The sequence below is a fragment of the Bradyrhizobium sp. URHD0069 genome, from assembly GCF_000701345.1.
In the GTDB taxonomy this organism is placed as follows: domain Bacteria; phylum Pseudomonadota; class Alphaproteobacteria; order Rhizobiales; family Xanthobacteraceae; genus Bradyrhizobium.
This window is the reverse complement of sequence record NZ_JNIJ01000066.1, coordinates 1-18,654: the sequence shown is the minus strand read 5'-3', so window position 1 is coordinate 18,654 and position 18,654 is coordinate 1. Positions and strand designations below refer to the sequence as shown.

The window sequence follows — 18,654 nt, the reverse complement described above, 5'->3', positions numbered from 1 at the left end:
GCCACATCTTCGCCGACCGCGTCTACCGAGGTCCGAAATTGCTCGAGGCACTCGCCGATCAGGGCAAATGGACCATCGAGATCGTCACCCGCTCGCAGAGCGTGGGAACGTTCAAAGCCGAGCCTCGGCGTTGGGTCGTCGAGCGCACGTTTGCATGGTTCGGTCGCAATCGAAGGCTTGCCAAAGACTTCGAGGCATCCATAGCCAGCGCGGAAGCCTGGGTCCTGATTGCAAGCATCCGCCTGCTTTCCCGCCGCCTGGCAAGAACCTGATATGCCAATGACCTATTTTGAGTCAGACTCTCAGGATGAGGAGTGCTGCTGTGCCCGCTGCCCTCAGTTCACATCCATCTGCAGGCCTTCCTGCTTGATGATGGCGGCGAATTTGGCGGTCTCCGCGGCGACGAAATCGGAAAACTGTTGCGGCGTGCCGTAGTCGGTGCGCGCGCCCATCGCGGCAATGTTCTTCTTGGTGTCCTCGCGCTCCAGAAACACCTTTATCTCCTTGTTGAGGGCATCGACGATCGGGGCCGGCGTGCTCTTCGGCAGGAAGATGCCGAACCACGACGAGACGTCGAATTTTGCCAATTCCTGCCCCGTGTCGCGAACGGTCGGCAGGTTCGGCGCCGACGGGCTGCGTTCGGGCGTGGTCACGGCGAGGCCGGTGAGCTTGCCGTCCTGAACCTGCGGCAGCGACGGAAACAGATTGTCGGACAGGATCTGGATGTCGCCGCCGAGGGCTGCCTGCAGCGCCGGACCGGCGCCGCGGAACGGCACATGCACCATCTTCAGTCCCGTCAGCTGCAGCAGCCAGGCCATGGTGAGGTGAGGGCTCTGCCCGATGCCGGAGGAGCCATAGGTCAGCTTGTCCGGATTGGCCTTGATGTAGGCGATCATCTCGGCGATCGACTTGATCGGCACCGAAGGGTGCGCCGAGATGATGTTGGGGATCCGGATCAGGTTGGAAACCGCCTGCAGCTGATCGGCCTTGTAGCTCAGGTTGCGGTAGATGCTGAGCGCGATGGCGTTGGGGCCGGGATTGCCGACCAGGATGGTATGGCCGTCGCCCTTCTGGCGCGTCACCTCGGCGGTGCCGATGGTGCCGCCGGCGCCGGAGCGGTTTTCCACAATGGCGGACTGCCCCCAGGCGCCTTGCAGATGAGCCGCCAGCATGCGTCCCATCACGTCGGTGCTCCCGCCGGGCGCGGCCGGCACGATCAGGCGCACGGTCTCGGTCGGCCGCCAGTCGGCGCCAAGGCTCGCGCGCGGCAGAATGGTCGCCGCCGAAACTGCGGCGGCCCCGGTCAGCACACCGCGTCGTGTAAGCAATCTCTTGGTCACGTGTTCACTCCCCTGCATGGATTATCGTTTTGCAGGGAGCCTAGGGAACGCGCGGGCGGTCGGCAAGCCGTCAGCCTGGCGCAGGCGCCTTAGTTGAAGCTCAGCAGCTTGAACAGCGGCGTCAGGTAGCTGAGCTCCTGACCCGAGGTCGGCGTGGTGCGGCTGATGAAGTCGAAGATCTTGCCGTCCTGCAGCCCATAATTGGCGAGTCGCTGCACCTGGCGGTTCTTGTCGAAATAGATCGCGATCACCCGCTGGTCGACGACCCTCTGGTTCATGAAGGCGACCGGACGTTCGGAGCGCTGCGAGATGTAATAAAACACTTCACCATTGAGGGTTGCGACGGTGGATGGCGTTCCCATCACGATCAGCACCTGATCCTGGCTCGCGCCGATCGGAATTTGCTCGAGCGCGCCTGCCGGCAGGATATAGCCTTTCTGAAACTGTTCGCCGGTACATCCGCCGAGCCCCGCGCACACCAAAGCGATGGCCGCGGCCGCGCGCAAGCCATGCCAGCGCGCGAGCAAGCCTCGCGTGGAGTACGCGTGTGAACGTGTCTGGCTCGTCTCGGTCATTCCGGAATTGGTCCCGTCCCCTTGCATCGCGCGAGACGTTGACGTACCGGGCAGCACGTTGGATTGCAACATGCGCGGGCCCGGGGGGCTCGCTTCCGGAACCCACGATGCTTTGGCCGTTCAATCACTTCAGGAAACCCCGGATACCCTCGCGCGGCACCATTGAGGCCATCTATGGCACGATCGTGACGCAAGCGCGAGAACCGTTGTTTTATCGGGACTTGGGCGTGCCGGATACGGTTAACGGCCGTTTTGACCTGCTGGTGCTGCATTTGTGGATGGTATTGCGGCGAATGAACTCGACTGAGGGCGGCGTGGGCCTTTCCCAGATGCTGTTCGATCGCTTCTGCGACGATATGGATGGCAATTTGCGCGAAATGGGCGTCGGCGATCTCAGGGTCCCGAAGCGCATGCAGGCCTTCGGGGAGGCCTTCTACGGCCGGGCGGCGGCCTACGATCTTGCTCTGACCGCCGGCGCGGAGCCGCTGGCGCAAGCGCTTTGCAAGAATATCTTAAACGGAGAGCAAATCGAAAAGGCCCGGCGGCTCGCCTTCTACACCGAGACGGCCGTCGCAGCTTTGGCAGGATTGGACGACGCGACCTTGCAGAGTGGATCGTGGAAGTTTGCCTCGCCGGCGGGAGTACGGCAATGAACAGAACAACGGGTATGACGCCCAAACCCGATCCCTGGAGCGTTCCGGTGATCGTAGCGCAAATACCGGAGACCGGAATGCATCTCGACATCCAAGCCGACCGCGCTCAACGCGCGGCCATGGCAGAGGTCGCGGGCTTGCGCGAAATTCTATCGGCAAGTGCCGTCCTTGATGTGACGCCCAAAAGCGGCGGCCGCGTCCACGTCGCAGGCCATGTTCGGGCGCGGGTCGGGCAGACCTGTGTCGTCACGCTCGATCCGATCGAGAACGACATCGATGAAGACATCGATCTGGTCTTCGCACCACCTGAGCAGATTCCCCAACTCGCTGATCTCGTCGATGAGGCCGCCAAGAGCGAGGCGGAGATTCCGGATCCGCCGGAGCCGATCGACAACGGTGCTATCGATCTTGGCCGCCTCGCCACCGATGCGCTATTGTTAGGGATTGATCCCTACCCACGCAGGCCGGACGCGGTTTTCGAGCCGCCGGTCGTGGCTGATGATCCAGAAGACCATCCCTTTGCTGCGCTCAAAGCGTTGCAGCTCGACGCAAATTCCGCTCCGAAGAAGCCCAAGCGTCGTTGAGGGGCTGCTGAAGAGGCGCCTGACTCCCGTGATGGATGTGGGACCGATTCCGAAATTCGGTCTAATTCCTTGAATTAGTGAGATTAATCAGCGTGGACTGATTCTCGGCTGCCAACACGCGGCCTCCAAAAGGAAGCGGTCAAGAGGTTGTGTCGGGGCGGGGACACGCTATTGTCGCGGCCCTGACGGAGTGCAGCGTTGCGCTTCGCCGATCGTCGCCGTCCATGGCGACTTCCAGTTCGCGGCCGAGCGCTTAAGACCGCAAAAGATCAGGTTTCCGGGACGTTCATGCCGCAAAAGGTTCGAATCGCGCTTGACGCCATGGGTGGCGATGTCGGCGCATCGGTCGTCATTCCCGGCGCCGCGATTTCGTTGACCCGACATCCCGACACCGAATTTCTTCTGTTCGGTGATCGCGCGCTGATCGAAGCACAACTCGCCAAGCATCCGACGATGAAAGCCGCCTCGCGCGTCATTCATACCGACGTCGCCGTCAGCATGCACGACAAGCCCAGCCAGGCGTTGCGCCGTGGCCGCAGGACCTCGTCGATGTGGCTGGCGATCGACGCGGTCAAGAAGGGCGAGGCCGACGTCGCTGTATCTGCGGGCAATACCGGTGCCTTGATGGCGATGGCGCGGTTCCATCTCCATACGCTGCCCGGCATCGACCGTCCGGCGATCGCGGCGGTATGGCCGACGATCCGCGGCGATTCGGTCGTGCTCGACCTCGGCGCCACCATCGGCGGCGATGCGCATCACTTGATGGCGCTGGCGGTGATGGGCAGCGCCATGGCGAGCGTATTGTTCGATCTCGAGCGGCCGACCGTCGGCCTGCTCAATATCGGCGTCGAAGAGATCAAGGGCGGTGAGGAAATTCGCAAGGCCGCCGAGCTATTGCGTGCGATGAACCTTCCGCAGCTCGAATATATCGGATTCGTCGAAGGCGACGGCATCGGCAAGGGCGCCGCCGACGTGATCGTGACCGAGGGTTTTAGCGGCAACATCGCATTGAAGGCGGCCGAAGGAACCGCGCGGCAGATTTCCGAATATCTGCGTAGCGCCATGGCACGCACCTGGCGCTCGCGGATCGGCTATCTGTTCGCCCGCCACGCCTTTAAGGCGCTGCGCGACAAGATGGATCCCTCAAAGTCCAATGGCGGCGTGCTGCTCGGATTGAAGGGCATCGTCGTCAAGAGCCACGGCGGAACCGACGCCGAGGGCTTTGCGTACGCGGTCGATGTTGGCTATGAGATGGTTCGCTATGATCTCCTGAACAAGATCAACCAAATGCTCAATCGCGACGGCAGCTCGCCCGCTCAAGCGCCGACCGCGCAGGAGGCTTTCTCGTGACTGCGATACGTTCGGTCGTGCTCGGCTGCGGCTCCTATTTGCCTCAGCAGATCCTGACCAATGCTGAACTGGCAGCGCGGATAGACACCTCCGACGAGTGGATCGTGCAGCGCACCGGCATCAAGCAGCGCCACATTGCCGCGAAGGACGAGTTCACCTCGCACCTGGCGATCAATGCCGCGCGCGCAGCGCTTGCCGATGCCGGAATCGACGCGCAGTCGATCGATCTGATCGTGCTGGCGACCTCGACGCCCGACAATACCTTTCCCGCAACCGCGGTTGCGGTGCAGAGCGAGTTGGGCATCCACCACGGTGCCGCATTCGACCTGCAGGCGGTCTGCTCAGGGTTCATCTTCGCGCTCGCCACTGCGGACAATTTCCTGCGCAATGGCGCCTACAAGCGCGCTTTGGTGATCGGGGCCGAGACATTCTCGCGGATTCTCGACTGGAACGACCGGGGCACCTGCGTGCTGTTCGGCGATGGCGCCGGCGCTGTCGTGCTCGAAGCGCAACCGCAACCGGGCAAATCCTCCGACCGCGGCATATTGACGACGCATCTGCGCTCCGACGGCCGGCACAAATCCAAGTTGTACGTCGATGGCGGTCCATCCTCGACCCGGACGGTCGGCTATCTCAGGATGGAGGGCCGTGAAGTCTTCAAGCATGCCGTCGGCATGATCACCGACGTGATTGTGGATGCTTTCAAGGCTACCGGCACGAGCGCCGAGGACATCGACTGGTTTGTTCCTCACCAGGCCAACAAACGAATCATCGATGCTTCGGCGCACAAGCTGCATATTGCGCCGCAGAAGGTGGTGCTGACGGTAGATCTGCACGGCAATACCTCGGCGGCGTCAATACCCCTCGCACTCACGGTCGCGGCTAAGGACCGGCGCGTGAAGACGGGCGATCTGGTGCTGCTCGAAGCCATGGGCGGCGGTTTCACCTGGGGCTCGGCATTGTTGCGGTGGTAAGCGCCGTATTAAAAAGTCTATGGACTTTGCAGTTTTGTTTCATGGTGGAGCGAATTCAGCAAAAGTGGCTACCGGTTTTGGGTCAGAAGTCGCCCCAGACCATAAAGGCGCCGCGCCTTCTTCGCGCGAACCGGCGGCCACATTGCTCGAAACCACGCGGTACATCGATGAGCGCTGTTGACCGTCGTCCGTTAACCTCATAATTTCAGATACGAAATTGTTCGCCGTGAGTTGGGGCAAGGCGATGACCGGAACCGGAAAAACAGTCACACGCGTCGACCTGTGCGAGGCCGTCTACCAGAAGGTGGGCTTGTCACGCACGGAATCGTCTGCCTTCGTCGAACTGGTGCTGAAAGAGATCACCGATTGCCTTGAGAAGGGCGAGACGGTGAAACTGTCGTCGTTCGGGTCATTCATGGTGCGCAAGAAGGGTCAGCGTATCGGGCGTAACCCGAAGACGGGAACCGAGGTGCCTATTTCTCCGCGTCGCGTGATGGTGTTCAAGCCGTCGGCCATCCTCAAGCAACGGATCAACGGCCACAGCCCCGGTAACGGCGAAAGCAAGACCGACTAACTAGGGCGAGCCGCCCGACGAACAAAGTCACTCAACCGGGCGATCGAGGGGAGCGAGCATTTGGACAAGGCGCCCGATGCGTTCCGAACCATCAGCGAGGTTGCCGACGACCTCGACATCCCCCAGCACGTGCTGCGGTTCTGGGAGACGCGGTTCACCCAGATCAAGCCGATGAAGCGGAGCGGGGGCCGCCGCTACTACCGCCCCGACGACGTCGATCTGCTCAGGGGCATCCGCCGATTGCTGTATGGCGAGGGCTACACCATCCGCGGGGTGCAGCGGATTCTCAAAGAGCATGGCATCAAATCGGTTCAGCGTCTGGCGGATGGATCGGCTATTGCCTCGTTCGGCGCGATCGAAGAGGTAATCGGAAAAAGCCTTCTGGAGCAGGACGACCCTTCGCCCGGCATCGACGTCGACGACGACGATTATGAGGGTACGGACGGCATCGATTTTCGTCTTCTCGAAAGCGATGAGGACGGAATCCCGGCGGAGTTGGATGCCGGCCCGATTCCCGGCGTTGCCGGCGGAGCGCGCCCGCTCGACGTCGCACGTCTGCAAACCGTGTTGCAGGACCTCATCGCCTGCCGGCAATTGCTCGATCAGGCGCTGAAGGACGGCTAGCCGACTAACCCAGCGGAACCGGCATCGCTGGATCCGCGAGGCCAACCGGGCGCCTTGCGCGCAAGGCTGATCGAAGCTAAGGGAACGGCATCGGAGCGTGGCGCAGCCCGGTTAGCGCACTAGTCTGGGAGACTAGGGGTCGGAGGTTCAAATCCTCTCGCTCCGACCAAAAAGGCCCCGCAAATGCGGGGCTTTTCTCCTTTCCGTCTGAGATCCCGTGAGACGAGCATCCGGGCCGGGCGGAGGGATATCGCGCTGTGGCTCGGCTCTTTTGCGCTTTCTCTCGGTCATGGTCGTGAACAGTGTCGAACCGGGTTAATTCCGGCCGTCATGGGCGAGTTTGAAAGCACCTGACCAGCGGGCCAAGTACGGGGTGATCGCGGGCACAGGGGGCGCTTCGCCCGCCGCCTGAGGTCACAGGCGACCCAGCCCAGCATTTGCCAACGCTGAGGCAGCGCTGCCGTTTGCAGTCCTGATTAGCTGCGTTCCCTGGGACCGACAAAGAGACGCGAAGTGAGTGAACCGCTTCACACCGACAATATGGCTTCCGTAGTATTTTCGAAGGATGCGAGGCTCAACCATGACAAGGATGGCAGGCTCATCCATGACACGGCACCTTTTCTTCGCGATCACCCTCATAGGCATCGGGGTGCTCCTCAACTCACCGGCGGCAGCAAAGCCACCGGCAGCAAAGACACCAGCACAATGTGAGTCCCAAGCGACGAATTGCTTGGGCGTTTGCGCCGAGATGTCGGGGGCGAAATACAACAAATGTGTGCCCCTCTGCGACCGGCAGCGGACCAGATGTCTAAAGGGTAAGGCGTGATCACTCGCGTCCCGGCCAGCTTGATCATGCGAGCATTGTTTGCGCCTATGATCGACCAGGGACCGTGGCGCTCCTCAACGACAACGTCCGCCATTCGATCTACCGCTGCAAAAAATTACCGCCCCCGCCGCTGCTTTGCATGCGACCAGATGAGCCTTGCCGGTCAACGGCAATCCTGCAGCTCTTGCGTTTGGGTCGTAATGAATTCCGTCTTCGCCTTTGCGTCATCGCGGAGCTTACGAGACTCGGCCCGGCGCACGGGGGCGTATCGCCCCCTCAGCGCCGCGAACTCACCCGCGGGTACATTCCCTATAGCGGTAGCGTACCAGAAGGAGTTCCCTTTGCCGGAACGCCTCAGGCGGTGCCGTTGCCTTCGATTCTACGTTTGATTGTTTCGCAGGTTTTGCGCACGTCCTCGGTCAACAACGCACAATCCTCGATGCGCTTGAAGATCTTTTTGGCCTCCTCACGATAGGCCGCTGCGGTATCGCGCATGTAAGCAATTGCATTGTGCACTTCTGCGGTCATCGCCTCGCATTTCTGCGCCGCGCCGATCAGCTCGGCTCCCATCGCTTCGATTTCCCTGGCAGCGGCTTCATAGTCGCGCACCACGGCCTCAGCACTGAGCGCGCCGACACGCGAAACACCGTCTTGATGCTCGACGTAATCCGGCATTGGCTCAGATTGAACCGATGGTACCCCCCTGATCGACGGTAACGACGTGCGACCCGGAAGAGCCGCTGCGACATCTGCTTCAAGGTTAGCCAAATCTAATGACATGGCGCTGCGAACTTGTTCAATGCTGGTCATAGGTCAATCCTTCTAATACAAAGTGGAACAACCCAGTGATCGCATAGTAACAGAACATTGCGATCTGTCATTACTACCTCTTTGACCAAACGTTTGCTGGTTGGCACAGCATTGGTAGAATTGATACTTTTTCCTCTTTGGCTTCCGCGTGCGTATCCTTGCGGACGAGTGGAAACGTGCGGTTCACTGCTCGCATGATCCCGATGCGTGAGGTGCAACCTCGCCGCATACACACGATGCGGGAGGCGGGAACTCGTTCCGGAAAATGTACGGTTAAGGGCAAAACGCCTGCTTTGGTCGGGTAACTAACCCAAATGCGGAACCTACCGTGGCCCTACGTAGGACGAATACGCGCCGGGCCTCACCAGCCAGCGGGGCTGGCGTCTGATCGGATCGGCTAAGCGATCATCGCAGCTACGTCAGTTTGAGAATGGGTTGTCTGCGTCGTTCAATATTCTTTTCCGGCTGGATTGTGAGGCGAAGCGCCACCTCGGCCGATCCGTCGAAAACCTCGAGGACATGATCGCATGTCAAGCACCGGAACTCGCCCTGGGTCCCCGACCTGGAGGTCAGTTCGATGCGGCGATAGCCAGCGCCGCATTCGGAACAGGTGACATCGGACTTTCTCATGCCGTAGAAATTACTACGGGCGCTTGTGATATACTCCTCACATTCAAATTTAGGACGTACATACCTACGTTTTATTGACAGATGCCGCGATCCCGAAACGTTTCTCACTTTCACCACTGCGAAATTCAATTAGGCCACTAGGCATTGAAACAGGCCAGGGACCCCGGACGGATGACTGCGGTCAAATAGGTACAGCATCGCGATGGAGTACTGGCCGAATTGGGACCCTAGCAGAAATAGGCCACTGCAATATGCTGCAGGCAAACTGGAACCCGGCACGAAAGAGCGGCTTGGCCTCGATCAAGACGACGACGAAGCCGGGTATTTGAAATGAAGGAGGTCGCCAACTGTGGTGGCGCTACTCCTTTTTGAAAGTCTCTGCGGTCAACCGGAACAGATAAAGAGGTTCATCGGCTTCGTCGCTTACTTCCAAGCGCCATTCGGGACTGTCTTTGAGGTCTTCGACGACGTCGCGGATAAGGTCCGAGCACACCTTCGCACCCTCGTGCCATGCGGCGTCATGATCTGCTAAGTCGACGTGCACATCGCTTGAATAGGTGCCTTGGCGGATTCGGAATACATATCGGGGCATCTTGTAACTGTAACTGGTGTAGGCCGCGCAATCGATCCAACAGCAAAGTCCCTTTATGTACGCAAGTCGACTTAAGAAACTTTAATTCGGCAACCCCTTGTTTGTAGCGGAAACGAATTCGGACCCTGACAGACTCAAATTAGGATAACTGCGGTCAAATACGGACAGCATCGCGATTGTGGGGGTACTGGCCGAATTAGGCCCCTCGCAGAAATGGCCACTACGATATGCTGCAGGCAAACTGGAGCCCGGCATGAAAGAGCGGATTGGCCGCGATCAAGACGACGACGAGTATTTGAAATGAAGGAGGCCGCCAACTGAGGCGGCCTCTAGGCGGTCATTCAGCAGGTGGCCGCTTTCTGAAAGCACGTCCTATGGCGTCTGCGGCCTTAGCTATCGGAAGGGCAAGCACGAAGAAAGCGCCCATCGCAAACGACACTATAATGAAGCTGAGCGAAGTTTTTTCCTCTTCATTGAACGGATACGCTTCCTTGTGTATCGTTACGGGCGCGTACCCGGCATCCAAAGAGCGAGTCACGTTCTGCTTTCGCGGCTTTCGCGGGGGCTCCATGAGCACAACAAACAGGACGTTTAGAAGCAGCCATATGCCGAAAATAATGAGGACCGTGCGCATATAAGCCTCTTTGCAGAATACAAGATCAACTCAGGACATTCCGAAAGCCCCATGATGGAGGGGTGACGATATCTCGGTTCTCAACATAGTCGGTTCGGTTCCCGACTAAAACTTAAATTAGGCCACCTGCCTATTTGAACTTAGGCCACTATCCAAGCGCAACTATGGCGCGATAGCAGTAGCAGGCTGCCCGTAGAACGGTCGTGTAGGCCTTCTGCTGCGGAACGAACGACCGTCCCAGTTCGTTGACGCGGAAATCGAGAGATCCCATGCCGACAGGAAACGATTACAGACGCCGTCAGGATCAGCGCCCGCAGCATTTCCCTGCCGCTGGCAGCGGCGAGCGTCGGGCCGACCAGACCAGCTCGCGTGACTATGTCCGGCGGGCGACATCACCTCACGGGTAAAATGAGCCGAGCATTCGTCAAAGACGGAGATGAGAGCATCGAGCATCTTCCAGATCGCTCAGTTTCCGAACACCCGAACGACGTCACCAAGGAGGGCCTGGCGCAGATCGAGGCTGCACTCGCGTCGGCGCAAACGACACACGCTGCAGCTCAAGCTGCAGGCGATCGTGCAGCCATTGCAAGTGCGGCACGGGAGCTTCGATACTGGAGCGTGCGGCGTGCGACGGCCAACGTGGTCGCCGAGCCCGACGACAGCACGCAAGTGCGCTTCGGCCACACCGTGACAATCAAACGCGACGATGGACGAGAACAGAGCTACCGGATCGTCGGTGAAGATGAAGCCGACCCGACGCGTGGGACTGTGTCGCACGTGTCGCCGCTGGCTCGGGCCCTATTCGGAAAGAGCGTCGGTGACGTTGTGAAGGTCGGAAGAGGAGAGGCCGAGATTTTAAAGATCAGTTGAACCTAACGGCGATGACCTAACCTGATGCCCAGCTTGAGGGCCTTCTGGCGTAGTGATCCCTCAGTGCGCTTCGTTATCTTTGCCAGTTTAGCGACTGAAGTTTTTGCCTTCGAATGTGCACGAAGTTCTTTCACGTCTTCCTTCGTGTACTCACGACGGACGATTCGCTTCTTGGTCTTCTTGGCCATTGATGTCTCCCGGACACTGAGGCAGCCTTCTAGCACATCAAACGTGATCGGCAACCTCATGGTCATCGCGCTCACCACTTTGATAGTGAACGGCGTGTCGAGTACGCGATCCCGAGCTTATCACATGCCTCGCGCGGGAGATTGCCGACGCCTGATAGCCGAGAAGGCACTACAGGCCACACGCAAACAGGCTATGGACCTGCAGGCCGCTATCCTATCCGCGCTACGGAAGCGCGACGGCGGGATGGTGGTTGGTGAGGGCGCGCCAGCGCGGTGGCGATTGAAAGAGGCCGCCATCTGAGGCGGTATGGTGTTTTGCTTATATTTGAGGCTCGGCATCCGGATATCGAGGACTCCCGTCCGGCCCCGCACTCAACTCATCGACTAGCGCTTTAAGATCGGCCGCTTCCTCTCAGGTTGGCCGCAAGCTGAGGGTTGGTGGTTGACTGGGCTGCCTTGAGAAGCGTCTCCGCTTGACGCGTGAAATAGTGCCTACCGATCACGACTTTCCCCCCACTAAACGAGCAGCCCAAATACATCATGCAGAAGTCGGGATTGCATTCCAAGCCAAATGTGAAGTGTACTTAACGGAAAAGGGCCACTCCTAAGAGCAAAGGCGACCATTCGCTATAAGACGCTATAAGAGGTGATGGAAAGGGGCCAGTACCCATTTCCTGTAGGGCAGCTTGCGAGCTCGCCCCGAACTTGCCGAAGCGCAAGTCATCGCACGTCCGCTGGCCTTCTTATTTGCGGCGGGAATTCTAGCCTCCAGTGTGCATTAGCACACACCGTCGCCAGCGACCTCGCCCTTGCGAGGGCCATGCAGGGCGGGGGTCGTATGGCAAGCGAACCTGCCATCTCGCCCCGCGCCGGGGCGCGTGGTCGCTAGCGCGTTTCACTTCGCATTCGGATTCGAAGCGCTGATCGAGGCGGTCCCGTCCAATCGTGTACGCAACCATAGCCGCTGCGCCATAGGCATTGGATCGAGACTCAGCTGCTGCCAGTCGATCGCTTGGCTATGCAGGAGACCGTGCCCCGCGAGAGAAGGGGCGGGACATCAGATGGTCCTATACACCACGGTCCAAGGCAGCGTTTGCTGCGCCCATGGCTTGCGATTGATGCTGAGTTACTTCAGCAACAAGATTGCGCCAATGAGCCGGGCAAGTCTTTGGACTACTCCCAAGCCAGGTCGAATCGCTGACGAAGCCGCTCGGCGAATTGATCGGTAAGGTCTCGCAATTGTTGAGGGTCTCGAACTCGACCGGCAGCCGGCATAATCGTCAACATCGCGCGCCAATCGGTAGCGCCGTAGACGGTAACTCGCAAACCTTTTTTAGGCGATTCAGGATGCTGCGCCAGATCGAACTCGATCATCGCGGCGAGCTCGGCGGCAGTCTTCAATTCTTTGCCCTGCGGCATAATCTTGGGCAAGGCCGGCGGCCTCGGGGATTCCGAGAGGACCTGAGCGGTGATCTCATGCGGCTTCGAAGGAATGACTTCCGCTCGCGTTATGACTTGTACTGCCTTCGTTGGGGTCTCCGTTTTGGTTTGCGGCTTTCCGAATGCAAATACTTCTTCGACCGAAGCAACTAGTCCATGATCGCTGATAAAGTCTTTCGGCACATTCATTTTCCTATTTGGCAATATCGCTTAAAGGCTAGCGTTGCAGGTGTCCAAACTCAATGGGGACCTGGTTTCAGCTGTCTGGCTGTCGCTGACTGATCATTCGTTGCGACCTCGCAAGACAGTACAAGCCAAGCGCACGGTAGGGTGCATGCTGCGAGTCACGCCGACGGGCTTCTTGCAGGTCGTTCCCTAATCCCTTGCGTTCAAACGAAAATCCGATTTGGGTTCGTTCTGCCAACTTTCGGAAGCACAACTATAAAGTGTGTTTTGTATATTTACTAATCTTTCGGATTGGACCATCGCATCCCAATCCGCTCCATGTTGGGAGCGAAGCCTATCTGGCAGCTCTTTCAAAAAATATGCTTCTTCAGCTTCGAATGAGAACGCTGCGAGTAGCGTTCAAGCGCGGTGAGCCGTCGAATAACAGTATGGAGCGTGTCGAGGTCCTCGGATCTCGACAGATTATGGACTTCGTTGAGAACCTTAACGCGTTCAACTTCGATTTGGCGAAGACGCTGATACATCGCATCCACGCACGAGTCGTCGGCGGATGCGTTGTCGTCAGCGGTAACAGTGTTGGCCGCGGCCAAGCCGTGGCGAAGCGCATTCATCCGCGAACGCGCTATGCCTTGTTGACTGCGGGGGCCGCGGCTTTTCGCGCCGTTGCGCTTGTTCGCAGCTATCTGCCGTTGCGACGCCATGACACTACTTTTTGACGTCCGGCGTCTGGTCGGAAGCCTTGGCAGCAACCGCCCGTTCTGCCGCCAAGCGTAGTGCCTCGGCGCTCGCTTTGGAGGTTTTCTCTAGATCCTTCAAAAACACCTCGAGCCGTTTTTGCGCTGACACGATTAAGCGATCGATTTGAGCCAAGGACGGCAATGCCCTCATGAAGGCTTCTGCCTGTACGGCATTAGGCGGGTAACCGGCGAGTTCAAACGCCTTCATCATCGCCGGTCTGGTGGCAGGGTCCGCGAACCATTTCTTGGCTTTCTGATCTGCCTCCACCTTCATTATCGCCTCGGCACCCTTCAGCGTCGCTACCTCATTGGTTCTGCGCAGCAGGGATTCCAGTGCCGGCCGTTGATGGCTGCTCAACACCGCGACCTTCATTTCGTGGTAGCGCAGGATATCCCAGGTCAACACCGTGGCTTGATACACCGCAATATAGTCCCGTGCCGTCTGGGCCTTCCCGTAAGCCTCAAAGCTATTAAACAGCTGATGAAATTCCTTTGGATTCTCGTGGGGCAGCAGTTGCGGGGTGTCGAGAAGACGCATCAAGACATCCAGCGGATATGACTTGTCTTCGGACGGCTTATCTTCGCTCATGGTCAGTTTCCTCCGAATCCTGCACGGAAATGTGCAGGTGATCGAGGAAGCATGAGCTGAATTGATTCTGCGAGAAGCAGGCTGTGGGAACAATCGGGTAGTGCGTTTGCAGGCTTATTTAGCCGGCGGAAAATCGTCGGTCACGAGCCTAACTATGGTGGCGACCGTTACCTGTAGACCCCGTTCCCGGAGATATCCCTGCAGCGGCTTCAAAACGAGCTCAAGAAAATCGTAGAAGGGGCCGCCTCCTTCAACGTACACTACCTTGCCGTCGCGCATGACCGGCTCATTGCTACGGCGAATCGGTTGCCCGCTCCCGCGGAAGATCTCGCCCAATCGATCTGCAAGAATTTGATCAGCGCGATTGTAGGTCCGGCCGCGCTTCCGCCCGTTTTGAATCTGCTCGAGAGCAGATATGGCTGCTTTCTTGATGTTCGCTTCGGTCGGTTGTTCAACTTGCCCTGGAAGAAGCGCAACCTGGTCTCCCCAGATGTCTCGCCAATGTGTTCCAGGCGGCTCGTTTTCCCGCTGATAGCTGCACGCGATTTCCCATTCGACGGGCTGCGGTAACTCTCGGGTCATAAGCAGGCTTGGGTCCGCCCGCACTTTTTTGAGAGTGGCGACGAGTACGGCGGTGGGCATCACGGTGGACGCTTCGGCCGCGGCCGCCAGCGCGCCGGCTATTGGTAGTAGTTCCGTTTCTTCATCTGTAGTTGGAGCGCCCTCTGAATCCTCTTCCGGCGACGGTAGGTCGCGTTTGGCGTAAAACCCAAGTGCTGTCAAAATGAGGCGCCGGTCCCGGCAAAGTTCCTGATACATTTTCTCGGATGGGGCTCCCCACGCCGACTCGGGTTCAATCAATCGCGCTTTGGCAAGGGTGGGCATTGACGCTCCGACAGGATTAAAAATCGTACCGGGCGCACTCTTTTGGCAAATTAAGGCGTTATCTTGAGTGGGGTTCACTTATCCCCAGTTCACTTATCGCCCGATTATGATCGGTTCAGCGATCCCGACGGCATGGAATCAGCGTCAGGCTTTGCCTCGTAATGCATTGATCTTGGTTGATCTGAGAATTTCGCATTATGTGGTTTACCTATGAACTGTCGCTCGTCGGATCTCACATAAGCGTCAATTTGCAGACATGACAGTATCGCCACGATAGTTGCGGATCAGCTGCAAAAAAACCATATCGTCATTAAAGGGCGCGATCTCATGATGCTGGGGAAGACAGCTAGTACTGACTGCGATCGCCGACTGGGCCTTGCACCACGCTTTCGTTTTTGGGCCGGGCTTCTAGTGCTGTTCGCACTTCTTTGGCGCTCATGAGAGCCCGACGGATAGTTCTATCTTCCGAACTGGTATCGAACGTAATTAGCCGATTGCAGTGTTGGCAATTCGTCTGGAACCCGTTGCGGATTTTCTGCGCCCGCTCCCGGAATACCTGCGAGCATTTCGTGCATTTGATTTTTACTTTTTCGTCGATCATGAAGAGCCCCTAAACTCAATGCCGGCATTCTGCTTTCCATAGTTTAAGGGCCTGTTTAAGGGTTTGCTAAACCGCTAATGAAACTCAAGCGGCAACCACTGTTAAACCACGGTCACGATCGGGGAATGGGACGTAGTGTGGACATCGCATTTATTTAGCGAATAACCCCATCTCGGACATGGCCTGGCTTCCCCATGGTCACCTCCGAGCCTCTCGGATTTCAGCGATAAGATGCGCTGTCGGATTGCGCTATTTCGCCACCTTCAGTTTGGCCCGGCGGCTGACATCCACTGCCAGTGACGGCCAGAGCGGCTTTTCAAAAGCAACGCCCGCAATATTACCTTCCCGCCAGATAATTTTGCAGCTGTGTATGGTGCGGAAATTGTCGAGGCTGAAACCCACAGTCTCGGGCAATTCCTCAACTCGAAAAGCAAACTCGATGCAGACACCAAGTCCGGTGACGTTGTTCACCGTGCAATCGTGCACAGTTTCCCCGCGAACGAGCACCTTCCCGGAATGGCGGATCTTGGTCCGCTCGAGCCGTCGTTTGTCCATCTAGCTGATAGCCCTGCGCAGGGTTAATGCCACAGCAAACCACCTCGAATAGCCAGTCAGTCGCTGCAGGCGAAATTCCGCACGCATGTTGATCAACGCTGCCCCCTATCTTGTGATGCGATGCTTAGTGGCCAAATGTTGGTGGTTTGCTAATCGCCCCTTCGTTTCATTTTGTGTGATTTCAGTTGCTCTACTGAGACCACTAAAAGTTTAGCCGCCTGTAGGTGATGGGCCTCGGGTGGCCTTGGGGGCTTTGTTGGGCTATCGGAGTGTCCGCAATCTCACGCGCCGTCATTAAAGCGGCAGGCCGCTCGGGGGTGGCTCATTCGCCCTGAGTCGCGGCCCCACGGCAGAAACGGTGCTGCAGTTCCATTCGAGGAACTCAATCAATGAAAGAGGCTTGAGGTGTAATCATCTGAATACTCGGACAAATTCCCGACACCATCGGATTCATAGTTAAATCAAAGTATATCGTCCGGCATATAGACGTTAAGGCGAATTTACGGCAAATTGCATCCAAATTAGGGTAAGAGATGGTGTCGCGCAGGATCCCACTTCAATGAGCTAAGGGGACTGTTCGGTTTCTCAGATCAAAATTCAAAATGTTGCAAAAAGACTTACAAGAAAAAAATTTCAAACATGCGCGGTCCGCAGGGGACTGAGCATGAGGCGGGCAGGGGTTATGGCGGTCGAAGTCTTTTCACAATAGTCCAATTTTTTTCCAGTGGCAGCGCGTTTGCGCTGACCGCGCGCCGATGGTCGGCGGTCTCTTGTGAGTTGCTCTTCTGCGATCGCGCCTGCTCTGCGTCAGCAGAGTTGAGGAATTTAGCAGTGGGTCGCGTCGTGTTTACCAGGAATGCGGAGCCAATTGATTGGTCCCAGATCGAATTACGCCTCCATGACATTTCAATTTCTACTCGTTTTCCTCATCCTTCGATCGAGCCGTTCGTGGCTCTCGCAAATGAACCACCAGTAACCGCGCCAGGCGATTCCGTGGAATCGCTGTCATCTCGTCACGACATTTTCCGGCCCGCAATCGTGGCATCCGTTTCATCGCACTAGCAAGCGACGCACTAGTCGCGCATTTTTTTCGAACAGGATATTGGAGCATCTAAATGGCAACCACCCCTACAGGCACTAGCGGCAGCGATAATTTAGTCGGCGGCAGCGGCGCTGACATACTGTCGGGCGGCGCTGGTGATGATCGGCTTAACGGTGGCTCCGGAACAGATACGCTCGATGGTGGAAGTGGTTTTGACACTCTTCTCGGTGGCTCGGGCGCTGACACGCTTATCTTCAAAGCATACGCGAACGAGTACAAGCTCGGCAGCACATACGTTGCAGGATCCGGTGCGCTGCCCGGTACTCTCACAGGCGGCACTCTCTATGACAACGGAGTGTTGCAGAGCGGAACCTCATTTAAGGGATACGACAATTACGACGGTGGCAACGGTACGGTCGCGGGCGGAACGGCAGAGATCGACACGCTTAAAATTTCTGTCAGCGTTCAACAGAACAACGACGACGCATTCATGCAGGCGCTTAACGCCGAAATCAATTACTTCAACACCGTTTGGTATCCAGCTCACAAAAATAACCAGACTGGGCAGGCGGACCAGACGGTCTACGAGTTCAAGAGTATCAACCTGAAAGTTAGCGCGATCGAGAAGATCGCTCCGGTCGTCGTAGATACCACCACCAATCATGCGCCGGTGAACACCGTCCCAGCTGGGACGCAAATCGCCACCGAGGACACTACTAAAGCCATCAGCGGATTGTCTGTCGCCGATTCCGACGGCGGATTACTGACGACGACCGTCTCGGTTAATCATGGTACGCTCACGGTCACGTCCGGCTCGGGGGTAACACAGAACGGAACGAATTCTGTCATTATAACCGGCACGTCCTCTCAAATTAACGCAATTCTCTCTAGTCTGACCTACCAAGCGGAGCCGGACTACAACGGGTCGGACAGCTTAACGATTGCAACCTCGGACGGGTTAACGACCGATACGGATACAATAGGCATCACGGTCAATGCGGTTGCCGACATCGTCGCCGATGCAGTCACCACCACTGAAGACAACGCGGTCACGTTCAACCCGGTGAGCGGGGCGAACGAGGTCTCGGGCGTCGACAATTTCGAGGGCAGCGCGCAGATTACTCAAATCAATGGCATGGCGATCACCGTTGGCGGTCCGGCCGTTGCGGTCAGTCATGGCTCGGTGACGCTGGGCGCGGGGAATCTCCTCACCTTCACGCCGGCTGCCGACTATAACGGCCCGGCGGTGTTCTCCTACACGGTCGCTTCCGGCGGCGTTACCGAAACCGCCAACATCACCGTGACCGTCAACGCGGTTGCCGACGCCCCGACGCTGACCTCGCCGGATGCGTCCGGCAACGAGGACACCGCGATCGCGCTCAGCTTCTCCTCGGC

At 58.0% G+C, this 18,654-nt stretch carries 20 protein-coding genes and 1 tRNA gene; 10 read left to right on the top strand and 11 right to left on the bottom strand.

Translation table 11 applies throughout. The features are described 5' to 3' along the window. Positions 1-272, top strand: a 272-nt coding sequence (locus N554_RS0128155) for an IS5/IS1182 family transposase (protein WP_029585968.1), incomplete at its 5' end; no start/stop codon positions are given. Positions 273-335: 63 nt separating this feature from the next. Here the strand turns inward: N554_RS0128155 and N554_RS0128150 are convergent. Next, complete coding sequence (locus tag N554_RS0128150; protein ID WP_029586532.1) at positions 336-1,358, bottom strand: Bug family tripartite tricarboxylate transporter substrate binding protein; 1,023 nt, start codon at positions 1,356-1,358, stop codon at positions 336-338. Positions 1,359-1,429: 71 nt separating this feature from the next. Beyond that, on the bottom strand, positions 1,430-1,915 hold the full coding sequence (locus tag N554_RS0128145) for an outer membrane protein assembly factor BamE (RefSeq protein WP_029586531.1): 486 nt from the start codon (positions 1,913-1,915) through the stop codon (positions 1,430-1,432). A 107-nt stretch (positions 1,916-2,022) separates the two neighbouring features. Here N554_RS0128145 and N554_RS0128140 point away from each other — a divergent pair, with 107 nt between their 5' ends. The 7 genes from N554_RS0128140 (at position 2,023) to N554_RS0128110 (ending at position 6,843) form a co-directional block, all read left to right on the top strand. Next, a complete protein-coding gene (locus tag N554_RS0128140) occupies positions 2,023-2,568 on the top strand; it encodes a ubiquinol-cytochrome C chaperone family protein (protein ID WP_029586530.1) in 546 nt (181 codons plus the stop codon). Next, on the top strand, positions 2,565-3,152 hold the full coding sequence (locus N554_RS0128135; protein WP_036054351.1) for a YceD family protein: 588 nt from the start codon (positions 2,565-2,567) through the stop codon (positions 3,150-3,152). The genes N554_RS0128140 and N554_RS0128135 overlap by 4 nt, the downstream gene beginning before the upstream one ends. Positions 3,153-3,440: 288 nt before the next feature. Beyond that, the gene (gene plsX, locus N554_RS0128130) at positions 3,441-4,502 is read left to right on the top strand and encodes a phosphate acyltransferase PlsX (RefSeq protein ID WP_029586528.1); all 1,062 of its coding nucleotides are present in this window, start codon (positions 3,441-3,443) and stop codon (positions 4,500-4,502) included. Further along, positions 4,499-5,476: a beta-ketoacyl-ACP synthase III gene (locus N554_RS0128125; RefSeq protein ID WP_029586527.1), complete on the top strand. Its 978-nt coding sequence runs from the start codon at positions 4,499-4,501 to the stop codon at positions 5,474-5,476. Before plsX ends, N554_RS0128125 begins: the two co-directional genes overlap by 4 nt. 244 nt (positions 5,477-5,720) lie before the next feature. Then, positions 5,721-6,050 carry an integration host factor subunit alpha gene (locus tag N554_RS0128120; RefSeq protein ID WP_029586526.1) on the top strand — a complete coding sequence of 110 codons (330 nt, stop codon included), beginning with the start codon at positions 5,721-5,723 and terminating at the stop codon, positions 6,048-6,050. A gap of 60 nt (positions 6,051-6,110) precedes the next feature. Beyond that, positions 6,111-6,674, top strand: a complete 564-nt coding sequence (locus N554_RS0128115; RefSeq protein WP_029586525.1) for a MerR family transcriptional regulator — start codon at positions 6,111-6,113, stop codon at positions 6,672-6,674. A 91-nt stretch (positions 6,675-6,765) separates the two neighbouring features. Beyond that, a tRNA-Pro gene (locus N554_RS0128110) sits at positions 6,766-6,843 on the top strand. 1,011 nt (positions 6,844-7,854) lie between these two features. On the opposite strand, the gene N554_RS0128100 is transcribed toward N554_RS0128110, so the two are convergent. Together N554_RS0128100 and N554_RS43190 are read right to left on the bottom strand one after the other, a co-directional pair. Further along, entirely contained in the window at positions 7,855-8,310 is a 456-nt protein-coding gene (locus N554_RS0128100; RefSeq protein ID WP_036054349.1) for a hypothetical protein, read from the bottom strand. 988 nt (positions 8,311-9,298) lie between these two features. After that, entirely contained in the window at positions 9,299-9,532 is a 234-nt protein-coding gene (locus tag N554_RS43190) for a DUF6894 family protein (RefSeq protein WP_029586521.1), read from the bottom strand. Positions 9,533-10,574: 1,042 nt separating this feature from the next. Here N554_RS43190 and greA point away from each other — a divergent pair. Then, complete coding sequence (greA, locus tag N554_RS0128080; RefSeq protein WP_029586519.1) at positions 10,575-11,036, top strand: transcription elongation factor GreA; 462 nt, start codon at positions 10,575-10,577, stop codon at positions 11,034-11,036. Between the two features lie 2 nt (positions 11,037-11,038). Here greA and N554_RS0128075 read toward each other — a convergent pair whose 3' ends face one another. The 7 genes from N554_RS0128075 to N554_RS0128045 form a co-directional block, all read right to left on the bottom strand. Then, on the bottom strand, positions 11,039-11,224 hold the full coding sequence (locus N554_RS0128075) for a hypothetical protein (protein ID WP_029586518.1): 186 nt from the start codon (positions 11,222-11,224) through the stop codon (positions 11,039-11,041). 1,173 nt (positions 11,225-12,397) lie between these two features. After that, positions 12,398-12,847, bottom strand: a complete 450-nt coding sequence (locus N554_RS36525; protein ID WP_156042152.1) for a hypothetical protein — start codon at positions 12,845-12,847, stop codon at positions 12,398-12,400. 353 nt (positions 12,848-13,200) lie between these two features. Further along, positions 13,201-13,551 (bottom strand): hypothetical protein, encoded by a 351-nt coding sequence (locus N554_RS0128060; protein WP_029586516.1) that lies wholly within the window; start codon positions 13,549-13,551, stop codon positions 13,201-13,203. 4 nt (positions 13,552-13,555) lie between these two features. Next, positions 13,556-14,176 carry a hypothetical protein gene (locus N554_RS0128055; RefSeq protein ID WP_029586515.1) on the bottom strand — a complete coding sequence of 207 codons (621 nt, stop codon included), beginning with the start codon at positions 14,174-14,176 and terminating at the stop codon, positions 13,556-13,558. Positions 14,177-14,290: 114 nt separating this feature from the next. Next, on the bottom strand, positions 14,291-15,061 hold the full coding sequence (locus tag N554_RS0128050) for a hypothetical protein (RefSeq protein ID WP_029586514.1): 771 nt from the start codon (positions 15,059-15,061) through the stop codon (positions 14,291-14,293). A gap of 346 nt (positions 15,062-15,407) precedes the next feature. Beyond that, positions 15,408-15,662 (bottom strand): hypothetical protein, encoded by a 255-nt coding sequence (locus N554_RS38935; RefSeq protein ID WP_245283731.1) that lies wholly within the window; start codon positions 15,660-15,662, stop codon positions 15,408-15,410. Positions 15,663-15,911: 249 nt separating this feature from the next. Next, positions 15,912-16,217 carry a hypothetical protein gene (locus tag N554_RS0128045; RefSeq protein ID WP_029586513.1) on the bottom strand — a complete coding sequence of 102 codons (306 nt, stop codon included), beginning with the start codon at positions 16,215-16,217 and terminating at the stop codon, positions 15,912-15,914. Positions 16,218-17,332: 1,115 nt separating this feature from the next. Between N554_RS0128045 and N554_RS0128040 the strand changes: the two genes are divergently transcribed. Then, a partial coding sequence (locus N554_RS0128040; RefSeq protein WP_029586512.1) for an Ig-like domain-containing protein occupies positions 17,333-18,654 on the top strand: 1,322 nt, incomplete at its 3' end.